We start from the raw sequence: 21,070 nt of genomic DNA on the forward strand, positions 1-21,070 counted from the left end.
AATGAAGGAGTCTCACATGGCATCCCCGATCGTTGTAGGAGTTGACGGCAGCCCCACTGCCCGTAAAGCAGCGGAGGTAGCTCGGGATCTTGCGGTGAAGCTGGGGTCGCCCCTCCATGTCTTCACTGCCTATGTGAAGGACTCTGTTACCCCGATGAAGGTCGGTACTGAGGAGTGGGTGGCATCCACTGCTGACGATGCCCAAGAGACTGCCGAGCGCGTGGTGCGCAACGTCGTCGGCGATGGGGACGCAGTGGCTGCTTCGGGGCAGGGTGCCCCTGCGGATGCACTTATCGCTTATGCTGAGGAGATCGGCGCGCAATTGATCGTGGTGGGCAATCAGCGGATGCGGGGCGTCAGCCGAGTGCTGGGAAGTGTGGCCAACTCAGTGTCACACAACGCGACATGCGATGTGTACATCGCGAATACCTACGCAGACTGAACTGTGCTGGTGGAGGTGAAGGCTCACAACCTCGGAGAAGACGTCGACTCGCGCACCACTAGCTGGGTGGCCAGAGAGCCCTGGCCGTTTCCCGCTTCGTCGCCGATTTCCTTCAGCAGCTGAAGCATTGCGGCTTCTCCCACTGCATGCAGGGGATTCTGCACTGTAGTCAGTGCGGGGGTGGTCAGCTCAGCCCCGTAGATGTTGTCGAAACCGATCAGGCTGAGCTCGTCCGGGACAGCGACGCCCTGGCGCTGACACTCTTTGAGAAGTCCCAGCGCCATCAGGTCGTTGTAAGCCAGCACAGCAGTCACCCCGGAGGCCCGGATACGGTCTATTGCCCGAGCGCCACTATCATGCGTAGGAGCCTCGGTGGGTACTTCCACAATAGAGATGCCTAGTGACACGCACTCGTTGAGTACCAAGTTCCAACGGTGGCGGTTCATCCAAGAGGCCGGAGGTCCTGAGAGATAGCCGACATATCGGTGACCCAGACCGTGAAGGTGTTCAACCGCTTGCCGGAGGCCCGGTGCCACCTCTGGGGCTACACTCGCCACCCCGGCGACATGGCGGTTGGACACCACGAGTGGCTTGGTCTCTGCAAGCTCCTGGATATCACTGTCGCTGAGACGTGAGGCCACCAGCAGAATGCCGTCGGCCGACGTCTGCAACTGCTGCACCGCGTTGATCTCAGTCTCCGGCGATTCTTGGGACTCGGTGAAGACCAAGGTGTAGCCCAGCTGTGATGCCACTTTCTCAGCACCGCGGACGTATTCGAAGTACGCAGGGTTGGAGAAGTCAGAGATCACCAGTGCGACGATGCGGGTCTTGCCGGTGGGGAGGGCTCCCGCCAAAGGGTTTCGCCGGTATCCGAGCTGCTTGGCTGCCTCACGGATGCGTGCTTCGGTTTTGGCGCTGATCCTGCCGGGCTTGTTGAGCGCTCTGGAGACTGTTGAGGGGCTGAGGTTGAGGTGCTGAGCAAGGTCGTAGATGGTGACCGCAGATCTGGTCTTCCTGCCGCCGCGCAGGTTCGAAGAGTCAGCAGGTTCCTCAGTCATGTGGCAGCTCCTCGGCTGATCAGAGTGTGCATCATCGGCGGTGTCTAGTCAGCAATCTTCGCACACGGGCGTGCCACGATAGATGGCAATCGATTGACAATCGCTTCATCACTGTGTGGAATATGCCTATGCCTTCTTTCCTGCATCGCGATCCGGATCGACTCCTGCCCGCAGACCCACGCACTCGTGACATCGCGCGGGACTTGTACGCTCGTGTGGCAGATCGTCCGATCATCTCGCCTCACGGACACGTGCCGGTGCAATGGATTGCCGAGGACATCAACTTCACAGATCCGACCGACCTTCTGGTCACCCATGACCACTATGTGACTCGTCTGCTCCACGCTTCTGGGGTGGAGCTCTCCTCTCTGGGGCTCGGTGGGCATGAGGCGGATCCGCGGCAGGTGTGGCGTATCTTCGCTCAGCACTGGCACCTCTTCGCCGGAACGGCCTCTGGGTACTGGATCGAGGACGAACTTTCCCAGGTGCTGGGAATCACCGCAGAGCTGTCGTCAGACAACGCGGACGTGATCTATGACGAGATCTCCGAGAAGCTGGGGCGCCCGGAGTACAGCGTGGGCGCGCTCTTCCAGCGATTCGGCATTGAGGTGCTGGCCACCACGGATGATCCGCTGGACAGTCTGGCCGAGCATGCTGCCCTGGCTCAGAGCGGATTCCCCGCGCGGGTTCTCCCCACCTTCCGTCCGGACCGGTACCTGGACCCGGATGCGCCAGATTTCGTGAAGAATCTGGAGGAGCTTGTCTCTGCGTGCGGTCAGGCCACCACTTACCACGGCTATCTGAGATCTCTGGAGGCCCGCAGAGAGCACTTCAGGGCTCACGGCGCGGTCTCCACGGATCATGGAGTGGAGGAGCCCGCCACCTTTGACGTGGACGACGCTGCGGCCGAACAGCTCTTCACCCGCGTTCTTGCTGGAGAGGCGGACTCCCAGGAGCGTCGGGTGTTCCGCGGCCACATGCTGACGCAGATGGCACGGATGAGTGTGGAGGACGGCATGGTGATGACTGTCCATGCGGGGGTTCTGCGCAATCACAGCACAGAGACTTTCCAGCAGTTCGGACCGGACACCGGCCACGACATCCCCGTCCGCACGGATTTCGTCACAGGAATGCGCCCTCTGTTGCAGAAGTATGGTCTGCACAGGGATTTCCACTGCGTCCTCTTCGCCGTGGATGAGACGGTCTATTCCCGGGAGATCGCGCCATTGGGCGGCTTCTATCCGAGCGTCTACATCGGAGCGCCGTGGTGGTTCCTGGACGCCCCGGACGCCATCGCTCGCTTCCGGTCAGCCACCACGGAGACGGCAGGGTTCTCCCGAGGCTCAGGTTTCATCGATGACACCAGGGCCTTTATGTCGATCCCTGCCCGGCACGACGCCGCCCGCCGATGCGATGCCGCATTCCTTGCGCGCCTGGTGGCCGAAGGTCGTATCCCGCAGCACCGCGCCGAGGCGATCATCGACGACAGCGTGGAAGCCCAGCCGAAACGAGTCTTCAAACTGTGAGCACCTCAGAAGCCGCACGTATCGTCCACATCGGGTTGGGCGCCTTCAGCCGTTCGCATCTTGCCTACTACACCCAGCGTGCGTCAGACGCTTCGGAGTGGGAGATCATCGCCTACACCGGGCGCAGCAGGGAGCTGGCAGATGTGCTGGAGGCCCAAGGCTGCACCTACCATCTCATCGAGCGTGCTGCTGCTGAAGACCGGATCATGCCGATCTCCAGCATTGTTCGCGCCCGCCCAGGCTCAGAAGTTTCTCAGCTGGTTGCGGACATCGCCGACCCCCGCACCAGAATCGTCTCGCTGACGGTGACAGAGGCGGCTTACCACCTCACTGGTTCCGGCACTCTCAACCTTCAAGCTCCGGACATCGCACACGATCTCGAGGTGGTCCAGCGGGTGCATGAGGGTGTGGCGCGCTCTGCTGACCTGAGGACTGCAGTGGGCAAGTTGGCGACGGGGCTGCTGGCGCGACGTGCAGAAGAGTCAGGCCCGGTGACGGTGGTTTCCTGCGACAACATGCCGGACAACGGTGAGCGGATTCGTGACGCTGTGCTGGCCTTCGCTGGTGCGGCAGGAACAGATCTGCACACGTGGATCGCTGAGCATGTCTCGTTCGTCTCGACCTCGGTGGACCGGATCACCCCTCGTCTGGGCGCTGAGGAGAAGCAGCGGCTGGAAGTCGCGCACCACGATAAGGCGGTGGTGGTGGCAGAGCCCTTCACAGACTGGGTTCTGGAAGGAAAGTTCCCGGCGGGGAGGCCCCGCTGGGAGGATGCCGGTGCTCGCTTTGTCAATGACCTCGCACCCTGGGAGTCGCGGAAGCTGTGGCTGCTCAACGGTGCCCACACGATTCTGGCATCGTTGGGACTGCTGCGTGGGCACACAAACGTCCATGAGGCGATCAGCGACTCCGAATGCCTTGAGGCGGTCAACAGCTTCTGGGACGAGGCAGCACGCCATCTTCCGGAGGAGCTTGATGTCCCTGCCTACCGACAGGCGCTGATCGAGCGGTTCTCCAATCCGCGTATTGAACATCGTCTCGCTCAGATCGCCCAGGACTCCGATATCAAGGCGCAGATGCGCATCCTGCCGGTTGCTCAGCGTGAGATCGCCGCAGGAAGGCGAGCGGAAGGGGCGGCGCGTGCGCTCGCCGTCTGTGTCGCTGCCCACCGGTACGGGGGAGTGGAATGGCCCACTCTCGGCCCGCAGGTCATGGGTGGGGCTGCGCAGGGCGGAGTCCCAGAGCTGCACGCGCTCTGGGGAGGCCCCGCTCCGTCAGAGGTGGAGCAGGTTGTCAGGCACGCTCTGGATGTGCTCTCTCTTCTGCCGGTCAGCAGAGGGTGAGGAATTCCTCCAGGTGATTGCTCTAGTCGAGTCCTCGATAAGCCTCGGCTCGGAGCGCTGACTCTATGTCCGCGAGGTGGCTCGTCATCAGGTGACCGGCACGCCGGGAATCCTGATCCGCGATGGCGTCATAGATCAGACGATGATGGTCGAGGTACTTCTCGTTCGCCGAGGCCGCCTCCCTGGCATGTCCTTTGAGCTCGTTCCATAGGGAGCCATGCATCATTTGCGCCAGTTGACTCTGCAGGATGGCCAGAGCCGGGTTGTGAGTCGCTGCGGCGATCGCGCTGTGGAACATCACGTCGGGCTCTGAGGGGTCTTCTCCCCGCGTCACTGCGGCTTCTTGCTTGTGGAGTGCCTCGGCGAGACTGCGAAGGTCCTCCTCTGAGCGATGATCGGCTGCGTATTCGGCGCACACCGGTTCAAGCGCCAGACGAGCGACGATGAGATCAAGCGGGCTGTGGTCGCCCGAGGCTTCCGCCCGCGCTCTCAGCGCCACATTGCGAGAGGAGGCACCCGGCAGGACCACAGTGCCGGACCGGGGCCTGATCTCTACCACGCCCGCATTCGCGAGTGTGCGAATGGCTTCCCTGAGGGTGTTTCTGCTGATGTCAAAGGTGGCTGCCAGTTCCCGTTCGGACGGAAGGGCGGAGCCGATCGGGTAGTGTCCCTCCTGGATGGCGGTGAGCAGTCGGCTGACAGTGTCACTATGACGGGTAGTCTGCGTCATACGAGCCCAGCGGCTCCACGGATCTGCAGGACTTCGAAATGATCCCTCACAGTGACCTCCATCGTGCTGTTGACATCACGGAACCGCATTCCTGAGACAAGCGCGCTCGCCTCGGCGGAAGGAGCTTCTTCGAGAAGTCTAATGCCGACGGCGGTGAGCGGAGCCGGAGGGCGGAATCCGCGGCGGCCGGCACCGGAGAGGTTCAACAGGTGCAGGATGAGGTCATCGCCAGCAGTGCTCACCACCACTTCCAGGCTTTCGGGCGCAGTGATCTCCAGGCGCGGTGTGGCGAGCCCGTCGACTATCTCCAGCAGCACCTGGGCGGCAGCGCTGGTCTCCACCTCGCGGTAGGACTGGCCGATGGTCCACGGCACGACGGTCACGCTGCCGCCCGAACGAGCGTTCCGGCGCCAATAGGCCGCCTCGTCGGCAGACGGGCGGTGCCCATGGGCCTTCTCCGGTGGCGCGAACGAGGTCGGAGGAAGAATGGCGCCATGTCCGGACGCCTCGTCCGCCCATACACAGTCGAGCAGCGTGCCCATCACGGGGACCAGAGGCCCCTGATAGATGTCAGAGAAGGCTTCTGGCTGGGGAGCGGTGGTGGCGTAGGCGGACTTCAGCTCAGTGCCGGTGCGCACACGATCGCCGCGGCGCAGAGCCGGTGAGGTTACGAGCTCGGAGTTCCCTTCAGCGGTGAATCCCGTCCCGCCGGTGAGCAGCACATGGCCGCCGTCGTCGACATAGGAGTCCAGAGTCGGTGCTTGGCTTCCCAGCCGGCTCACGTCCGGCAGGATGACGAGGTCAAATCGGCACAGACGCCCGGCGTCGTGGAGAGCGGTGATCTGATCCAGGGGGATGACATCGAAGGGCCGCTGTGACCGCTGCAGCATCGTGTAGACGCCGAGGTACTCTTCCGACGGGGGCGACCCCGGCCGGGCCGAAGGGGCTTTGACCACAGCGATGCGGGCGGCTGGGGTGAGCTTGCTGTAGATGTCCGAGGTGTGTGCGCGGAAGAATCGAGTGATCTCGCCGGCGACTGGCAGTGAGGGGTAGGGGATTCGTCCAGGAGCTCCCATGATGTAAGTCGAGGGCATGCCGCCCCGGGCAATGCCCTGGGCCAGGTACTGCGCAAACTGGGCGGGCTCTTCGCCGCCCATCCGGTACGGAGCATCAACGAAGCTCACCGCATTGACCAAGGCCGGCACCGGGGGTTCATGATGCTGAAGCTCGCTGATGGCCTCTCCCGTGCTGTGGGGCCACAGCTCCTTCCCGGGCATCTTGTGCGCCTCTGAATAGCGCATATCAGCCTGTTTGCCCTGGATGACGAGGATGCTGTGGGAGCGTGCACGAATGTGCTCAGCGATCCTCGTGTTGAGGTCGCCGAGCACAGCCGTGGTGAAGCGCACCCAGTCCCGCACCCTTGGACTCTTCGTATCGGTGGGGAGCTCTTCGCCTCCGCTCCATTCGCGGAAACGCTCAGTGCAGGATGCGCAGTGGCATATGCCGTACACCTTCATGTTGTAGTCGACGATGTTGAAGTTGAACCAGTTGAAGAAGACGCCGTCGATCGGGTAACGGTCGAGCACCTCATCGAGGATGTCAAAGGAGCGCTTCTGGTAATAATCCCCGGAGGGGCACACACTCCAGAGTCCGTTGAAGATCTGGGGCTCTCCGTCCTGTGTCCGGAAGCACCATTCGGGATGTTCATTCGCGATGGACTTGGTGACTTTGGAGAAGTCAAACCGGGCGATGACCCGCACGCCACGTGCATGGGCAGCTTCAACTGCGTCACCGAGAAGATCCCCGGACGGCCGCTTGCTGAGATACGGCGACGGTGTCTGAAAAGGGAGAGTGGTGGGGAAGAACGACAGAATCCCGCCAGCATTCAGCATCCACGTGTCGGCCCCATGGCCAAGCACGGTGTCCAACGTGCTCTCGACGTTGAGGTCAGCGTCGATCTCCTGCAGATTGGTCTGGAAGACCGCGAACGGTTCCTTCCACCATTGCGGTCTCTCTGCCACCTGGGCATTGGCGCTCACATTGTGCTCCATTCATCGCGGACATCTGGATGGACCAGATTGTTCTTTCGTTCAGCCTATCGCTCTTTGCCGTGACGTGCATCACGCGCAAAAGTCCCGGATTCGTGAAGACTATTGACGACCGTCTAAAGGTGTGATGGAGTTCACATATTGAAGTTGGTCCAACCAGAGAGGTTCACTTGATGTCACAGAAGATCGCGTTCATCGGACTCGGCGTAATGGGGGCGCCCATGGCGGCAAATCTGCAGCGTGCCGGGTTCGACGTGACCGGCTATAACCGTTCCCCCGGTAAGGCTGCTGCTCTCCTCAAGGTGGGGGGTCGTGAGGCCTCGTCCGCCCAGGAGGCTGTCCAAGGCGCGGATTTCGTGCTCACCATGCTCCCTGACTCTCCTGACATCGAGACTGTTGTCCTCGATGAAGGCGGTGTGCTGGACGCGATGCAGCCAGGTGCCCGGCTGATTGATCTCAGCACGATCGCCCCGGAGACTGCTCGAAGGGTGTTTGTCCAGGGGCGTGAGAAGGAAGTACCAGTTCTTGACGCTCCTGTCAGCGGCGGAGAGCAGGGGGCCATCGAGGCGACTCTATCCATCATGGTGGGGGGAGAGCGGTCGGACTTCGAGGTTGCTACATCCGTGCTAGGGGCCCTGGGTAAGACGGTGACCTATCTTGGGCCGGCTGGCGCGGGCCAGACGGTAAAGGCGGCTAATCAGCTCATCGTTGCGGGGACCATCGAACTGGTGGCCGAAGCTCTCACTTTCCTCGATGCGCACGGAGTGCAGCTAGAAGATGCGGTGCAGGTCCTCCAGGGCGGACTGGCCGGGAGTACGGTGCTGGAGCGCAAAGGTCCGGCGATGCTTGGCCGGAGTTTCGAGCCGGGCTTCCGCATCGATCTGCATCATAAAGATCTGGGCATCTACAGTTCCGCAGTACGTGAAGCCGGGGTGGCGAGTCCGCTTGGGCAAGTCATCTCAGGATTGATGGCCTCGGCCCGCGCTCAGGGGTTAGGCTCCCTGGATCATTCAGCCTTACTCCTACAGGTTGAGAAGCTCTCAGGGCATGCGAAGGATCAGCAATGAGCACCGCGTGGGAGCGAGCAGTTCAAGCCCCAGAAGGGCGTGAGATCCGTCGAGTGGTGTTTTCGTTGCTCTGGGAGAAGCCAGATGTCGACCGGCTCCGGGAGGCATTTTATCCGGCCGAGGTCGTTGCTCTGCATCCCAGGCAGCAGAAGGAGCTGGAGCGCGAACTCGAGCACGCCGACGTCGCTGTGACCTGGGGGGACATCGACGAGCGTTTCATTAAGGCTCCAAATCTCCGTTGGGTCCACTGTGATCATGCCGGTCTGACCCGCTCTGCGCGACCCGAAGTCTTCGAGAAGGGGCTCCTAGTAACTGGATCAGCCGGACGCTCAGCTGCCGCCCTTGCCCAGCATGCCTTCTATTTTGCGCTGGCCCTCACGTTTGATGCCCCTGGTCTCATCGACAAACAGCGTGCCCACGAATGGGGAGGTATCCCCGGGTACAACGAGCGAGACGCGCTGTGGGGCAAAACGCTGGGCATCATCGGTTACGGAAACACCGGCCGAGAAATGGGCAAGCTGGGCAAGGCCTTCGGGATGCGAGTTCTGGCATACAAACGACGGGCGGCGGAGGTTGACGAGAGCGTCAATCAGCTTTTTGCTGCAGATGCTGGTGACTCAGTCGACACGATGCTTGAGCAGTGTGATGTGGTCATGCTTGCTGCGAACCTCAGCGACGAGACTTATCACATTCTCTCCCGGGAGCGGATCGCGCTTCTGCAGTCCGGTGCATATGTCATCAACCTTGGGCGAGGTGGGCTGATCGACCAGAAGGCACTAGTCGATGCCCTCAATTCCGGGGCTGTGGCCGGGGCGGGACTTGATGTCACAGACCCGGAGCCGCTGCCGCCCGGCGACCCTCTGTGGGACGCTCCGAACGTGCTGATCACGCCCCATCAGACGCCCAAGCTGCCTGATCGAACGGGTCGTTCCATTCAGGTGATCCAGGAGAACATTCGGCGTTACCGGGCAGGAGAGCGCCTCCTGAATCTGATGACGCCGCGCGATGTCTTCACCGGAACTCTGCCGGCACCGAAGCGACGGTGATCTTCCGGCTTCCCCGGCGGAACAAGTGTGCCACCGCCTTATTTGTTGACAACACCATGATGAGGAGTCCCGATGTATCGCAAACATTTGCCCTTCGGCGCATACGCTGTTGTGTTCGCCCTGATGCTGACCAGTTGTGGTTCGGGAGGGGGTGACGAGTCAGCAGCTGGGGGCCAGGTACAGGAAGAAGTCACCCTCGAATTCGCCGTCCAGCGGCCTCCGAACTCACTGCACCCCTCGGAACTACACGACGGTGAGCAGCGTTTCGTATGGGGCACGCTGTTTGACACACTTCTTCACATTGATGAGGCCGGTGAGCTCCATCCAGGCGCTGCAGAAGAATGGGAGTACTCGGATGACGCCCTGACGCTGACGCTGCGATTGCGGGAGGATCTCTCCTTCTCTGACGGTCGCGAGGTCACTGCGGAGGACGTGAAGGGCACACTGGATTGGACTCGGAACGAGCCCGGGCCGCAAGCCGCGAACCTCGCTAGCATCGAGTCCGTCGAGGCTGAAGATGACCGTACTGTGGTGATCAGCCTCAGCGAGCCTGATGGCAATCTGCTGAATGCGCTCAGTCAGGCAGCAGGAGTGATCGGGGATCCCGAGAGCATCGAGAATCCGCAGACTCAGTTGAATCCTGTGGGCACAGGTCCATACACGCTGAACCCTGACCGCACTCAGGACGGTGTCGAGTATGTGCTTGAGCGCCGGGACGACCATTGGAATGTTGAGGAGTACCCGTTCACTACTGTGACGGTGCAAGCCATCCAGGACGCCACGGCTCGCTATAACGCGCTTCTTGCTGGTCAGGTTGATGCCGCGACCGTCAACGGTGAGCTCGTGGAGCAGGCCGAGAATGCTGGCCTCACGGTACATCCGGCGGAAGGTGCCACCCTGGCGCAGCTGGTGCTGGCGGACCGCCAGGGCGAGGTCACTCCCGAGCTGGCGGACACCAGAGTGCGGCAGGCGATCAACCTGGCTTTGGATCGCGAGGGCATGCTGCAGGCCCTAATGTACGGATATGGGTCGCCCACGGAGCAGCTATTTCCGCCGACCGGTGACGCCTACCTCAGCGAAGCTGAGGGAGCATATGAGCACGACCTGGAGGACGCTCGGCGCTTGATGGAGGAGGCCGGCTACAGCGACGGATTCACCTTGGCTATGCCTGCGACGATGGTTTCCATGCAGTTCCAGGCTGCACTGAGTCAGGCATTCTCCGACATCGGGATCAGGCTGCAGTGGGATCCGGTCCAGCAGCAGGAGTCAGGCAACTCTGGCCAGTGGTCGGCGTATTGGAACATTTCTGGCGGAGCAGCGCCGTCGAGGATCGTTGACTATTACTTCGAGCCTGATGCGACTAACAACCCCTTCGGTACAACCGATCCTGAGCTGGATGAACTCCTCGAAGCAGCTGCTGCTGAGACCGAGCCTGATGAGGTCGCGGCCCTGTACCGGGAGATCAGCCAGTTCGGTTTGGACGAGGCGTGGTTCGCTCCCGTGATGTGGATAGACACCATGTGGGCGACTACTGAGGGGATTGAGTACACGGGGGGCGGTCTCTTCCCCCAGGATCTCAAAGCCTTCGGGGTGACCGGCTGAACACTACTCGCTGGACCGGGGTGAGGCTCTCCCAGATCGGGCGACTATCCGGGGCCCTCGCTGACGGGTCGAAAGCGGTGCATAGTACTTTGCTGGCAATCGATTGACATGCCGTCGTGATTCAAGCCACACTAAGGTCATGAATCACATGGATGCCACGTTGTCCGCCACAGAGCGCGCGAACCTGCTGATTGCCAATATGTCTGCTGAGGAGAAGGTAGCGCAGCTGGTAGGTGTTCTGCCGCACGCGATTGGCGCTCCGGACCGCATGACGCGCAGCACGCTGGACGCGCGTCTCTCGGCCGGAATTGGGCATATCTGCAGCGTGGGAACGGCAGTGGGCGATGCCGCGTCCTTCGCGCGGCTCACCAATGATGTGCAGCGCTATCTGTCAGATCACACGCGTCTGGGCATCCCTGCGATTCTGCACAACGAGACGCTCAACGGCGTTCAGGGCGAAGGCTTCACCTCATTTCCCACCCCGATTGGGCTGGCTGCTACCTGGGACCCGGAGCGCATCCGGCGTATGGCGGACCTGATTAGAAGGCAGCTGGCGGCTACCGGCGTGCGGCAGGCGCTGGCGCCCGTTCTAGATATCGCCCGGGATGCACGTTGGGGACGTATCCATGAGACGTACGGAGAGGATGTTCTTCTCACCTCAGCCTTCGGAGTGGCCTATGTCCAGGGTCTGCAGGGGGAGGATCTGCGCGAAGGCGTCATCGCCACTGCCAAGCACTTCTTGGGGTACTCCGTAACTGAAGGCGGGCAGAACATGGCGGCTACGCATCTTGGTCCGCGCGAGCTCAGAGACGTCCATGCAGCGCCTTTCGAGGCCGCCATTCGTGTCGCAGGTATGCGCAGTGTGATGAACAGCTATTCAGAGATCGACGGTGCTCCGGTGGCGACCAGCCGTGAGATTCTCACCCAACTGCTGCGCGAGACGCTTGGATTTGAGGGGACTGTCGTCTCGGACTACCGGAGCCTCTTCTATGTTGTGAACCGGCAGGGAGCTGGTGACCAGGACACTGTCGCCGATGCAGCGCTGTACGCTGGACTGGACGTCGAGCTGCCTGAGGCGTTTGCCTACGGGAGCGGACTTGTTGAGCGACTGGCGCGAGGTGAGGCTGATGAGGCTGCGCTGAACCTGGCGGTGCGGCGCACGCTTACGCACAAGTTCGAGCTGGGGCTCTTTGAGAATCCCTATGCGGAAGGTGCTCCAGAGGAGCTCCGAGCACTAGCCTGCAGCGGGAGGGAGCTCTCGCGAGAAATCACCCATGCCTCAGTGACTCTGCTGAAGAACGACAAAGGAATCCTGCCGCTGTCGTCCAGCCTGAAGAAGGTGGCCGTCATCGGCCCCCATGCAGACACAGTGATGTCTGGATTCGCCAACTACACGTACCCGCCTTTCCTGGAGACGCTACGGGGCATCCTGACCGGAAGATCTCGAATGGCCGGCATGGAGCAGGCGCTCTCTAATCCGGATCCCCAGAAGCAGGCCGAGATGAGGAAGAAGATGGAGGCGCTGTCGCGTCTTGACCCTGAGGTAGCAGCACGGACCAGCTACGGCGCGAAGACCTTGGCTGGGGCACTTCGGGAGTTGCTTCCCGGTGTCGACGTCAGCACGGCGTGCGGCGTCGGCGTGATCGATGATGAACCCGTAGACATTGCAGAAGCGCTGAGGGCTGCAGACGGTGCGGATGTGGTGGTGGTGGCCTTGGGGGGCCGCTCGGCTGCGTTCGCCGGGCGCGCCACAGAAGGGGAGGGCTCGGACTCGGCCACGCTGGAGCTTCCTGCGCAGCAGATCGAACTCGTTGAGCGACTCGCAGAGCAGGGTGTGCCGATGGTCGGAGTCCTCTATATGGGCAAGCCGTATGCTTTGGGCCACCTGGAGGGCCGTTTCAAGGCGATGCTGACCGGTTTCATTCCGGGCCCGGAGGGCGGTGCTGCCCTCGCCTCGGCACTGGTGGGGGAGACTAATCCCTCCGGAAAGCTGCCATTCACCGTTCCTCGCCATGCGGGACAGGTGCCCATTCATCATGCGCAGAAGACCGGCAGTGGTCATAGGAGGACATCGGCTGACCAGTTCACTGCTTATGTCGATTTGGAGAACACCCCTCTCTATCCATTCGGCTACGGACTGAGCTACGCGACTTTTGAGGTCAGCGAACTCTCTGTCGATTCTTCGCTTGAAACCTCAGGCACAATCCAGGGATCAGTCCTGGTCCGGAACGTTGGGGATGTTCTCGGCACGGAAGTGGTGCAGATATACGCTTCCGCGCCGGCACGCCTCATCACTCGACCTGAGCGGCAGCTCATCGCGTTCGCTCGAGTGCCTCTCTTGCCGGGAGAGAGTCGACTAGTGGAGTTCGAGGTTGAGATGGCTCAGCTGGGTTACACCTGTGAAGACGGACGCTTCGTTGTGGACCCCGGTGTGTATGTACTGCGCGCAGGCACGTCTTCCGAAGACCTCTCGCTGCGTGCAGAGGCGAGCGTGGGCGGTGGGCGGCTTGAGGTCCTGGAGCCGCACGCGTCGCTTCCTAGGGTGACGATAAGGCCGGAGCATGCTGGCGTCGGGCTGCCCAACCCGAAGTAAGCGTCAGGCCCGCAAGATGGATTTTGTGCAACCGGTTGACAGATTGTGTGACCCAGGTAATATCGTCGAAAGGGAATGTGACATGAGTCATATGCGCCAGGCAGCAGTCGGTACATGAAATCGGTTGCGCAGAGTGAAGTCACTGAGAAGAAGAGGGACAACTGATGGATGCTGTTCGACGCAACACCGGCCGGGCCAAGGCGCCCGCCGTCACGGCTGCTCTGGCTGTCGCAGCACTGACCTTGAGCGCGTGCGGGGGGACCCCCGAGGCTGCCGAGAGCAATGAGAATCGTGAGTTCACCATTGCTACTCAATCGGGCCCCAACAGTCTGGACCCGGCCCAGCTCAATGACGGACAGGGCATGTTCGTGTGGTCCGGGCTTTTCGACACCCTGCTGACTCAGGATTCGGAGACTGGCGAATTAGTTCCTCACGCCGCAGAAAGCTGGGAGTACAACGAAGACGGAACCGTGCTCACCTTCGTCCTGCGTGAGGGCATGACCTACAGTGATGACTCGCCCGTTGACGCCGATTCAGTGGTGGCAGCGATGCAGCGCACCATGGAGACACCTGGTCCTCCTGCAGGCAAGTTCTCGCAGGTCTCCGAAATAGTGGCCGTCGATGATCTCACCTTCGAGGTGCATTTCGAGAGCTTCGATCCGGCGTTCATCTCCCAGATGTCGCTGTCTGCGGGCGTGATCGGTCACCCAGAGTCTCTAGAGGATGAGGGCACCGCGACGAACCCTATTGGCTCGGGTCCCTTTGAGCTCGACGTTCAGAGCACCGAATTCGGTGACAGCTACGTCATGCGGAAGCGAGAGGACCACTGGAACGCGGAGAACATTCCGGTCTCGACCTTCACCGTCAACGTCATGCCTGACTCCACCGCAAGATTCAACGCGCTCCAGGCCGGCCAGATCGACGCGACCAACGTGGAGAGTCGGCTGGTTCCCCAGCTGGATGAGGATACGTTCACCATCAGCAGTATCGAGGCGCACACTGTGTTCACCCTGAACTTCCTTGACAGGGCAGGTGAGGAGTACCCGGCCCTCGCCGACGAACGCGTCCGGCAAGCTGTCAACCACGCGATCGACCGGGAAGCTGTGGTGGATAATCTGCTCTTCGGCAGCGGAGTACCGAGCGCCCAGATCTTCAACCCCTCGGGCGAAGTCTACGATCCTGAGCTGGAGGACATCTACGATTACGATCCAGAACGTGGCCGGGAACTGGTGGAGGAATCCGGGTATGAAGGTGAGAGCTTTCCGATTCCCAGCACCTACCTGACCAGCACTTTCGAGTCCATGCTGTCCCAGGCTTTCCAGGATGTGGGACTGCAGCTCGAGTGGGTATCTGTTCCTCCGCAGCAGGTGCAATCAGCCCTGTCTTCGGGTCAGTATCCGCTGTACTTCCAGGTGGCAGGATTCGGTAGCGAGCCCTCGGATGCGCTGTCTCACTTTGCGCCCGGCGGTTTCTCGAACCCGCAGAATTACACCGACGACGTGCTTGACGAGCTGTTTGAGCAGGTTCACAGCACCGTCGAGTACGAGGACGCGGTGCCCTACTACCGTGATATCAACCGTCACGCAGTGGAGCAGGCCTTGGAAGCGCCAATTGCCTTCGGGTCTCAGACCTGGGCGTCTCGTGACGGCGTGACCCATACAGATATAGGTGGATACCCGTCCAGCATTCTGGCGTTCGACTTCGAAGACTGACCCTGCCCCTAGGGCTGATTCTCCAGATTCAGTACTCCACTCCAGAAAGCCGTGGACATGACTTCCTACATATTCAGGCGATTAGCCGCAGGCTTGGTGCTTGCGCTGACTATCTTGCTGATTGTCTTCATGCTAATAAGCAGCTCCTTCGAGGACACTGCACGTTCCATTCTTGGTCAGGGCGCCACAGCGGAGGCCACCGAGGCCCTTATGGAGGACCGAGGATGGGCCAGGCCGATCCTGGTGCAGTACGGCGAATGGATCATGCAAGCGGTCCAGGGCGACCTGGGCCAGTCGGTCTTCACCTCGCTGGCTGTCTTGCCGGAGGTCATGGCACGTCTGGCCGTGACCCTGTCGCTCATCGTCCCTGCGCTGCTTCTCACAGCCGTGCTATCCGTGTCGCTCGGAGTGTGGGCAGCGTCGCGAGGCGGAATTGTGGACAGGATCGCCCAGCTCATCTCTCTCGTGGGCCACGTGCTGCCCGGGCTGCTGATCGCCATTGCGTTGGTGGCGATATTCGGTGTGCAGCTGGGGTGGCTCCCCGCTACGGGCTATGTGCGGTTCGGAGACGATCCGGCCGGATGGGCTCGCAGTCTGATCATGCCTGTCATCGTCCTCGTCATCCCCGGAGTCGCGAACATGGCGGCACAGGTTCGCGGAAAGATGATCGATGAACTCAATAAGGACTATGTGCGGACTCTTCGGTCGCGTGGGCTGTCTCCTCGGAAGGTTGTGCTGAAACATGCTCTACGGAACGCAGGCAGCCCTGCCCTGACCGTGATGTCGCTCGAGTTCATTCAGATGTTCGGAGCCGCTCTGATCATTGAGAACGTTTTCGCTCTGCCAGGCTTCGGGAGTTATGCCTTCAACGCATCGCTGCAAGGCGATATCCCGGTGATCCTTGGGATCGCGGTCTTCGGCGTGGTGCTTGTGACAGTCGTCAATCTAGCCACTGACATTGTCAACGGCTGGCTCAATCCGAAAGCGAGAGTCCATTGAGCGAGAGCCCATTGAATCACCTGCCGACTCCCGGTGTTGATGATGCTGAGCACTCTCAGTCGGTGAGTTCTCAGCGCACGCCGATCTGGAAGAAGATCCTCCGGGACCCACAGGCCGCCATTGCCCTGGCTATCCTCGCCGTGATCTTCATCTTCGGTGCGCTGACGCCGCTCATCGCCCCGTACGGGCCTAATGAGTCTAACCTCAGCATGGTGAACGCACCGGTTGGCACTGAGGGTCACCTTCTGGGGGCCGACGAGTCAGGGCGAGACATATTTAGCCGGCTGCTGCACTCAATAAACACGGCGGCCATATCAGCGCTGATCGGTACAAGCGTCGCACTCGTGGTAGGAGTGGCCGCCGGTCTGATCGGTGGCTACTTCGGGCGCACCACCCAGACCGTCACAGAGTGGATATTCGCTCTCCTGATGACTCTGCCCGGTGTCCTTCTTCTGATCATCCTGATGCCGATCACCGGTGGTGACTACCGGTCCACCATGTTCATCTTCGGCTTCCTGCTGGCTCCGGGGATCTACCGCATCGTCCGTAACCTCGTGGTCGGAGTGAAGAACGAACTGTATGTGGACGCCGCCAGAGTCTCTGGTCTGGGGAACGTTCGCATCCTGGGGCGGCACGTTCTGTCGGTGGTTCGCGGCCCCATCATCATTGCCGCAGCATTCATGGCAGGTTCTGCTATCTCTGTGCAGTCAGGGCTCGCATTCCTCGGCGTCGGCTCCACAGAGATCCCCAGCTTCGGCGCGATGATCGCATCGGGCTTCCGTAACCTGTATATCGCTCCCACGCAGTTCCTGTGGCCCAGCTTGCTGCTGGGAGTCATTACGGCATCCCTGGTGCTGCTGGGCAACTCGCTGCGTGACACGCTTGAGGGATCCAAGCCGAAAGCCTCCAAAATCGGGTCGGCACCAGAAGTGGTGGAGAAGTCCACCGAGGTCGAACTGGAGGATCCTGAGGCGATTCTCTCTGTTCTCGATCTGGGCATCGCCTACCCAGGTGTGGATGATGAAGTCTCTGAAGTGGTCCGCGGGGTAAGCCTTTCGCTCAAGCCCCGCGAGATTCTGGGGCTCGTAGGCGAGTCCGGATCGGGTAAATCGCAAACCGCTTTTGCCACCTTGGGGCTCCTACCGCCTGAAGCAGTCATCACACGTGGGTCGATCCGGTTCGACGGGCAGGAGCTTCTCGGACTCGGAGACAAAGGTATGAGGACTCTGAGGGGGAGCGCGATCGGATACATCCCCCAGGAGCCCATGTCGAATCTGGATCCGTCCTTCAAGGTGGGTGCGCAGTTGGTGGAGGGACTACGTTCCTCTTCCGGTCTGTCGCGCAAAGAGGCTAAAGAACGAACGCTGGAGCTGCTGGAGCGATGCGGTATCGCTGATCCGGAGCGAACATTCAATGCTTACCCGCACGAGATCTCAGGTGGTATGGCTCAGCGAGTACTCATCGCCGGTGCCGTCGCTAGCCGTCCTAAGCTCTTGATCGCGGACGAGCCAACGACAGCCCTCGATGTGACGGTTCAGGCCGACATCCTGGATCTGCTTCGCGACCTCCAGGAGGAGTTCGGCATGGCGATCCTGATGGTGACCCACAACTTCGGCGTCGTCGCGGACATCTGCGACCAGGTCGCGGTGATGAAGAAGGGGGAGATCGTCGAGAGAGGAAAGACCGAGAGGATCTTCTCTGATCCCCAGGACCCCTACACACGGATGCTGCTCGACTCGATCCTGGACGAGGACTCCGTGCGCGAGGATGCTCCTGCTCAGCTAGTCGAAGGTGGAAGATCATGAGCCTGCTGGAAATCGAAGACCTCAGGGTGAGCTACCCGGTGAAAGGCTTTCGGGCCAAGCCGATTGAGATTCTCCACGGGGTCTCCATGGAAGTGGGCCACGGCGAGACTATGGGACTGGTGGGGGAGTCAGGTTCAGGAAAGACCACGATCGGCCGTGCGGTCCTGGGGTTGGTCAGACCCTCCGGCGGGTCCATCCGTTTCGCTGGACAGGAGATCAGCTCGCTGAAGGGAGCGGAGCGGCGCGGCTTGGCAAGTCATTTGCAGGTGGTCTTCCAGGATCCGTACACCTCGCTGAATCCCTCGATGACGATCGGGGATATCCTCTCAGAGCCTCTCATCGTCCACGGGGCGAGCAGCGGGCACGCGCGAGGAAGGGTGCGCACCCTTCTTGACCAGGTGGGTCTACCCAGCGACTCGATCGACAGGATGCCACGGGAGTTCTCTGGCGGACAGCGTCAGCGGGTGGCCATCGCCCGGGCCCTGGCACCGGGGCCAAAGCTCATCGTCTGCGATGAGCCGGTCTCCGCGCTGGACCTCTCCACGCAGGCTCGTGTTCTCGATCTGTTCCTCGACATCCAGCGCGAGACGGGTGTCTCATACCTCTTCATCTCCCATGACCTAGGAGTGATTCGCCACATCAGTCACCGTGTAGGAGTGCTCTATCGCGGTGATCTAGTCGAGACGGGACCGGCCCCCCAGGTGACCTCGACACCAGAGCACGACTACACGAAGCGGCTGCTGCTGGCCTCACCGGTGGCGGACCCTGTGAAGCAGAAGGAGAAACGTCAGAAGCGCCGTGAGCTGTTGGCGGCTAATGCTTGATGCGGCAGGACATACAGAACTTACTCTCCAGGAGAACAATGGAAGAACACGTGGGAACCGGAACAGTTCGGATTGACCCTGCCAACTCGGCTGCGAGTCCGGAGGCGAACCTGGTCTTGGTCAACTCGCTCGCCTGCACCAGTGACTTGTGGAACGACGTCGTCCGCCATCTGCCGGAGACCGTCCGAGTGATCCGGTTCGATCAGCGGGACAGGGGTGGCCCGGCCGGGCAGCGGCCGTTCAGCCTCAAATCACTGGCACATGATGTGTTCGAGGCCGCAGATATCGCCGGAGCAGGAGACATTCATGTTGCTGGAGTGTCTCTGGGCGGTCTTGTCTCGCTGCAAGCGGCGATTCAGGTCCCGGAACGGGTGCGGTCTGTGACGGCGATGTGCTGTGCAGCCCGCTTTGACGAGCAGTCGTGGATCGACCGCGGAGCCCAGGTTCGCGAACACGGTGCCGCCCCGCTGGTGGATGCCGTGATGAAACGATGGTTCACCGATGAGTTCGCCAGCAGCCATCCTGGCACTATTGATTTCTACCGCGAGATGTTTCTGTCCACCGATGACGCCGGCTACGCCAATGCGTGTGATGTGCTGGCCGCATCCGACCTACGTCCCTCACTGAGCGCGATCAGCTGTCCGACGCTGTTGATTAGCGGAGAACACGATCCGGCCAATCCGGTGAGAGAGCAGGAGCTCATCGCCTCAGCTATCGAGGGTTCGCGTCACGTAGTAGTCGAAGGCGCTGCACACCTGGCACCGGCCAGTCATTCTGCAGAGATCGCTGAATTGCTGGTTCAGCAGTGCCGTAAGGAGACATTTAGTCGATGACGAAACAAGCAGTCAATCCGTATCTGCCGAGCTGGGAGTACATCCCCGACGCAGAACCGCGCGTCTTCGGAGACCGAGTGTATGCCTTCGGCAGCCACGATAGATTCGGAGGCGACGTCTACTGCCTCAACGATTACGTGGCCTGGTCAGCACCAGTGAGCGATTTGGCTGACTGGCGCTATGAAGGAGTGATCTACCGGAAGATTCAGGATCCCCTGAACCCCGCTGGGGAGCAGCGCATGAACGCTCCGGACGTAGTGCAAGGAGCGGATGGCAGGTACTACCTCTTCTACGCGCTGCACAAAGAGTCCGTCATCTCGGTAGCGGTCTGCGACACTCCAGCGGGCGAGTATCAGTTCTATGGCCACGTCAGGACTCCGTCTGGGCAGTTGTATGGGAGGCAGCGGGGACAGGTGTACAACTTCGACCCGGGGGTACTGGTCGACGAAGGACATGTCTTCCTCTATTCGGGATTCGCGCCTGAGGGGAGGATGCTTGAGCTGCTCAGCAGCACTGGGAAGCGCGTCGACGCTGCCTACTGCATCAAGTTGGAGTCGGACATGCTCACGGTATCGGGAGAGCCCGTTGCAGTATTGCCCGGTCCGACCGCGGCCAAGGGCACGGGCTTCGAGGAGCATCCGTTCTTCGAGGCGAGCAGTCCTCGACGCATCGGCGATCGGTACTACCTGGTCTACTCCTCGAGTATGAGCCACGAGCTCTGCTATGCCGTCAGCGACAGGCCCGACGGCGGATTCACCTTCGGCGGGACGATCGTCAGCATCGGTGACATCGGGTTCGAAGGCAACCAGGAGGCGAGGAACACACTGGGCAACACCCACGGCGGTCTGGCTGAGATCGCTGGTCGCTGGTACGTGTTCTACCATCGGCACACCAACAGAACCCCTTACAGCAGGCAAGCTGCCGCTGAACGGATCGAAGTCCGTGAGGATGGAACGATCCCGCAGGTGGAAGTCACCAGCTGCGGGCTCAACGGGGGGCCGTTGGCCGGAACTGGCCGCTACGAGGCGCGGATAGCCAGCAATCTTTCCAACTCCGGAAAAGAGCTATCCCACTCGAAACAAGCCGAAGAGGATGAGCAGCACTATCCCTACTTCACTCAGAGTGGGGACGACCGTGAAGGTGACGGAGACCAGTACATCGCAAACCTGAGGGACGGCGCTTGGGTTGGCTTCAAACACTTCGACTTCCAGGGGGAGAGCCACATCGCCGTTACCGTTCGTGGAACGGGCGAAGGGACTCTGGAAGTCTCAGCAGACCAGGATGCACCAGCGATCGCGTCGATCCAGGTGAAGCCTTCGGAGGACTGGTACGAGGCATCTGCCGGCTTCGCTGCACCTAGCGGAGTGTCGGCCCTGTTCTTCACCTACCGGGGGTCCGGAGCAATTGACTTTCGAGCACTTGAGATGAGCTGACCCTGAAGC

16 protein-coding genes are annotated in these 21,070 nt (G+C 61.1%); 13 read left to right on the forward strand and 3 right to left on the reverse strand.

Translation table 11 applies throughout. The annotated features are described in order from the left end of the window. Positions 1–16: 16 nt before the first annotated feature. Positions 17–442: a universal stress protein gene (locus ABEA23_RS05445; RefSeq protein WP_345477057.1), complete on the forward strand. Its 426-nt coding sequence runs from the start codon at positions 17–19 to the stop codon at positions 440–442. Positions 443–465: 23 nt separating this feature from the next. On the opposite strand, the gene ABEA23_RS05450 is transcribed toward ABEA23_RS05445, so the two are convergent. Beyond that, positions 466–1,500, reverse strand: a complete 1,035-nt coding sequence (locus tag ABEA23_RS05450) for a LacI family DNA-binding transcriptional regulator (protein ID WP_345477058.1) — start codon at positions 1,498–1,500, stop codon at positions 466–468. Between the two features lie 128 nt (positions 1,501–1,628). Between ABEA23_RS05450 and uxaC the strand changes: the two genes are divergently transcribed. Next, positions 1,629–3,026, forward strand: coding sequence for a glucuronate isomerase (gene uxaC, locus ABEA23_RS05455; protein WP_345477059.1), 1,398 nt, complete (start codon positions 1,629–1,631; stop codon positions 3,024–3,026). Continuing rightward, entirely contained in the window at positions 3,023–4,369 is a 1,347-nt protein-coding gene (locus tag ABEA23_RS05460) for a mannitol dehydrogenase family protein (RefSeq protein WP_345477060.1), read from the forward strand. The genes uxaC and ABEA23_RS05460 overlap by 4 nt, the downstream gene beginning before the upstream one ends. Positions 4,370–4,391: 22 nt before the next feature. Here ABEA23_RS05460 and ABEA23_RS05465 read toward each other — a convergent pair whose 3' ends face one another. Together ABEA23_RS05465 and ABEA23_RS05470 are read right to left on the reverse strand one after the other, a co-directional pair. Continuing rightward, the gene (locus tag ABEA23_RS05465) at positions 4,392–5,099 is read right to left on the reverse strand and encodes a FadR/GntR family transcriptional regulator (RefSeq protein WP_345477061.1); all 708 of its coding nucleotides are present in this window, start codon (positions 5,097–5,099) and stop codon (positions 4,392–4,394) included. Further along, positions 5,096–7,138, reverse strand: coding sequence for an alpha-amylase family protein (locus tag ABEA23_RS05470; RefSeq protein WP_345477062.1), 2,043 nt, complete (start codon positions 7,136–7,138; stop codon positions 5,096–5,098). Before ABEA23_RS05470 ends, ABEA23_RS05465 begins: the two co-directional genes overlap by 4 nt. A 182-nt stretch (positions 7,139–7,320) precedes the next feature. Between ABEA23_RS05470 and ABEA23_RS05475 the strand changes: the two genes are divergently transcribed. The 10 genes from ABEA23_RS05475 (at position 7,321) to ABEA23_RS05520 (ending at position 21,061) form a co-directional block, all read left to right on the forward strand. Next, positions 7,321–8,214, forward strand: coding sequence for a 2-hydroxy-3-oxopropionate reductase (locus ABEA23_RS05475; protein ID WP_345477063.1), 894 nt, complete (start codon positions 7,321–7,323; stop codon positions 8,212–8,214). Then, positions 8,211–9,260 carry a D-2-hydroxyacid dehydrogenase gene (locus tag ABEA23_RS05480; protein ID WP_345477064.1) on the forward strand — a complete coding sequence of 350 codons (1,050 nt, stop codon included), beginning with the start codon at positions 8,211–8,213 and terminating at the stop codon, positions 9,258–9,260. The genes ABEA23_RS05475 and ABEA23_RS05480 overlap by 4 nt, the downstream gene beginning before the upstream one ends. 72 nt (positions 9,261–9,332) lie before the next feature. Next, a complete protein-coding gene (locus tag ABEA23_RS05485; RefSeq protein ID WP_345477065.1) occupies positions 9,333–10,862 on the forward strand; it encodes an ABC transporter substrate-binding protein in 1,530 nt (509 codons plus the stop codon). 139 nt (positions 10,863–11,001) lie between these two features. Continuing rightward, positions 11,002–13,455: a glycoside hydrolase family 3 N-terminal domain-containing protein gene (locus tag ABEA23_RS05490; protein ID WP_345477066.1), complete on the forward strand. Its 2,454-nt coding sequence runs from the start codon at positions 11,002–11,004 to the stop codon at positions 13,453–13,455. A gap of 164 nt (positions 13,456–13,619) precedes the next feature. Continuing rightward, positions 13,620–15,167 carry an ABC transporter substrate-binding protein gene (locus ABEA23_RS05495; RefSeq protein WP_345477067.1) on the forward strand — a complete coding sequence of 516 codons (1,548 nt, stop codon included), beginning with the start codon at positions 13,620–13,622 and terminating at the stop codon, positions 15,165–15,167. 57 nt (positions 15,168–15,224) lie between these two features. Beyond that, entirely contained in the window at positions 15,225–16,166 is a 942-nt protein-coding gene (locus tag ABEA23_RS05500) for an ABC transporter permease (RefSeq protein WP_345477068.1), read from the forward strand. Positions 16,167–16,228: 62 nt separating this feature from the next. Continuing rightward, positions 16,229–17,971, forward strand: coding sequence for an ATP-binding cassette domain-containing protein (locus tag ABEA23_RS05505; protein WP_345477069.1), 1,743 nt, complete (start codon positions 16,229–16,231; stop codon positions 17,969–17,971). Beyond that, complete coding sequence (locus ABEA23_RS05510) at positions 17,968–18,795, forward strand: ATP-binding cassette domain-containing protein (protein ID WP_345477070.1); 828 nt, start codon at positions 17,968–17,970, stop codon at positions 18,793–18,795. The genes ABEA23_RS05505 and ABEA23_RS05510 overlap by 4 nt, the downstream gene beginning before the upstream one ends. A 38-nt stretch (positions 18,796–18,833) precedes the next feature. Continuing rightward, complete coding sequence (locus ABEA23_RS05515; protein WP_345477071.1) at positions 18,834–19,628, forward strand: alpha/beta fold hydrolase; 795 nt, start codon at positions 18,834–18,836, stop codon at positions 19,626–19,628. After that, positions 19,625–21,061 (forward strand): family 43 glycosylhydrolase, encoded by a 1,437-nt coding sequence (locus ABEA23_RS05520; protein WP_345477072.1) that lies wholly within the window; start codon positions 19,625–19,627, stop codon positions 21,059–21,061. The genes ABEA23_RS05515 and ABEA23_RS05520 overlap by 4 nt, the downstream gene beginning before the upstream one ends. Positions 21,062–21,070 lie beyond the last annotated feature (9 nt).

The sequence above is a fragment of the Nesterenkonia rhizosphaerae genome (assembly GCF_039544555.1).
GTDB lineage: Bacteria > Actinomycetota > Actinomycetes > Actinomycetales > Micrococcaceae > Nesterenkonia > Nesterenkonia rhizosphaerae.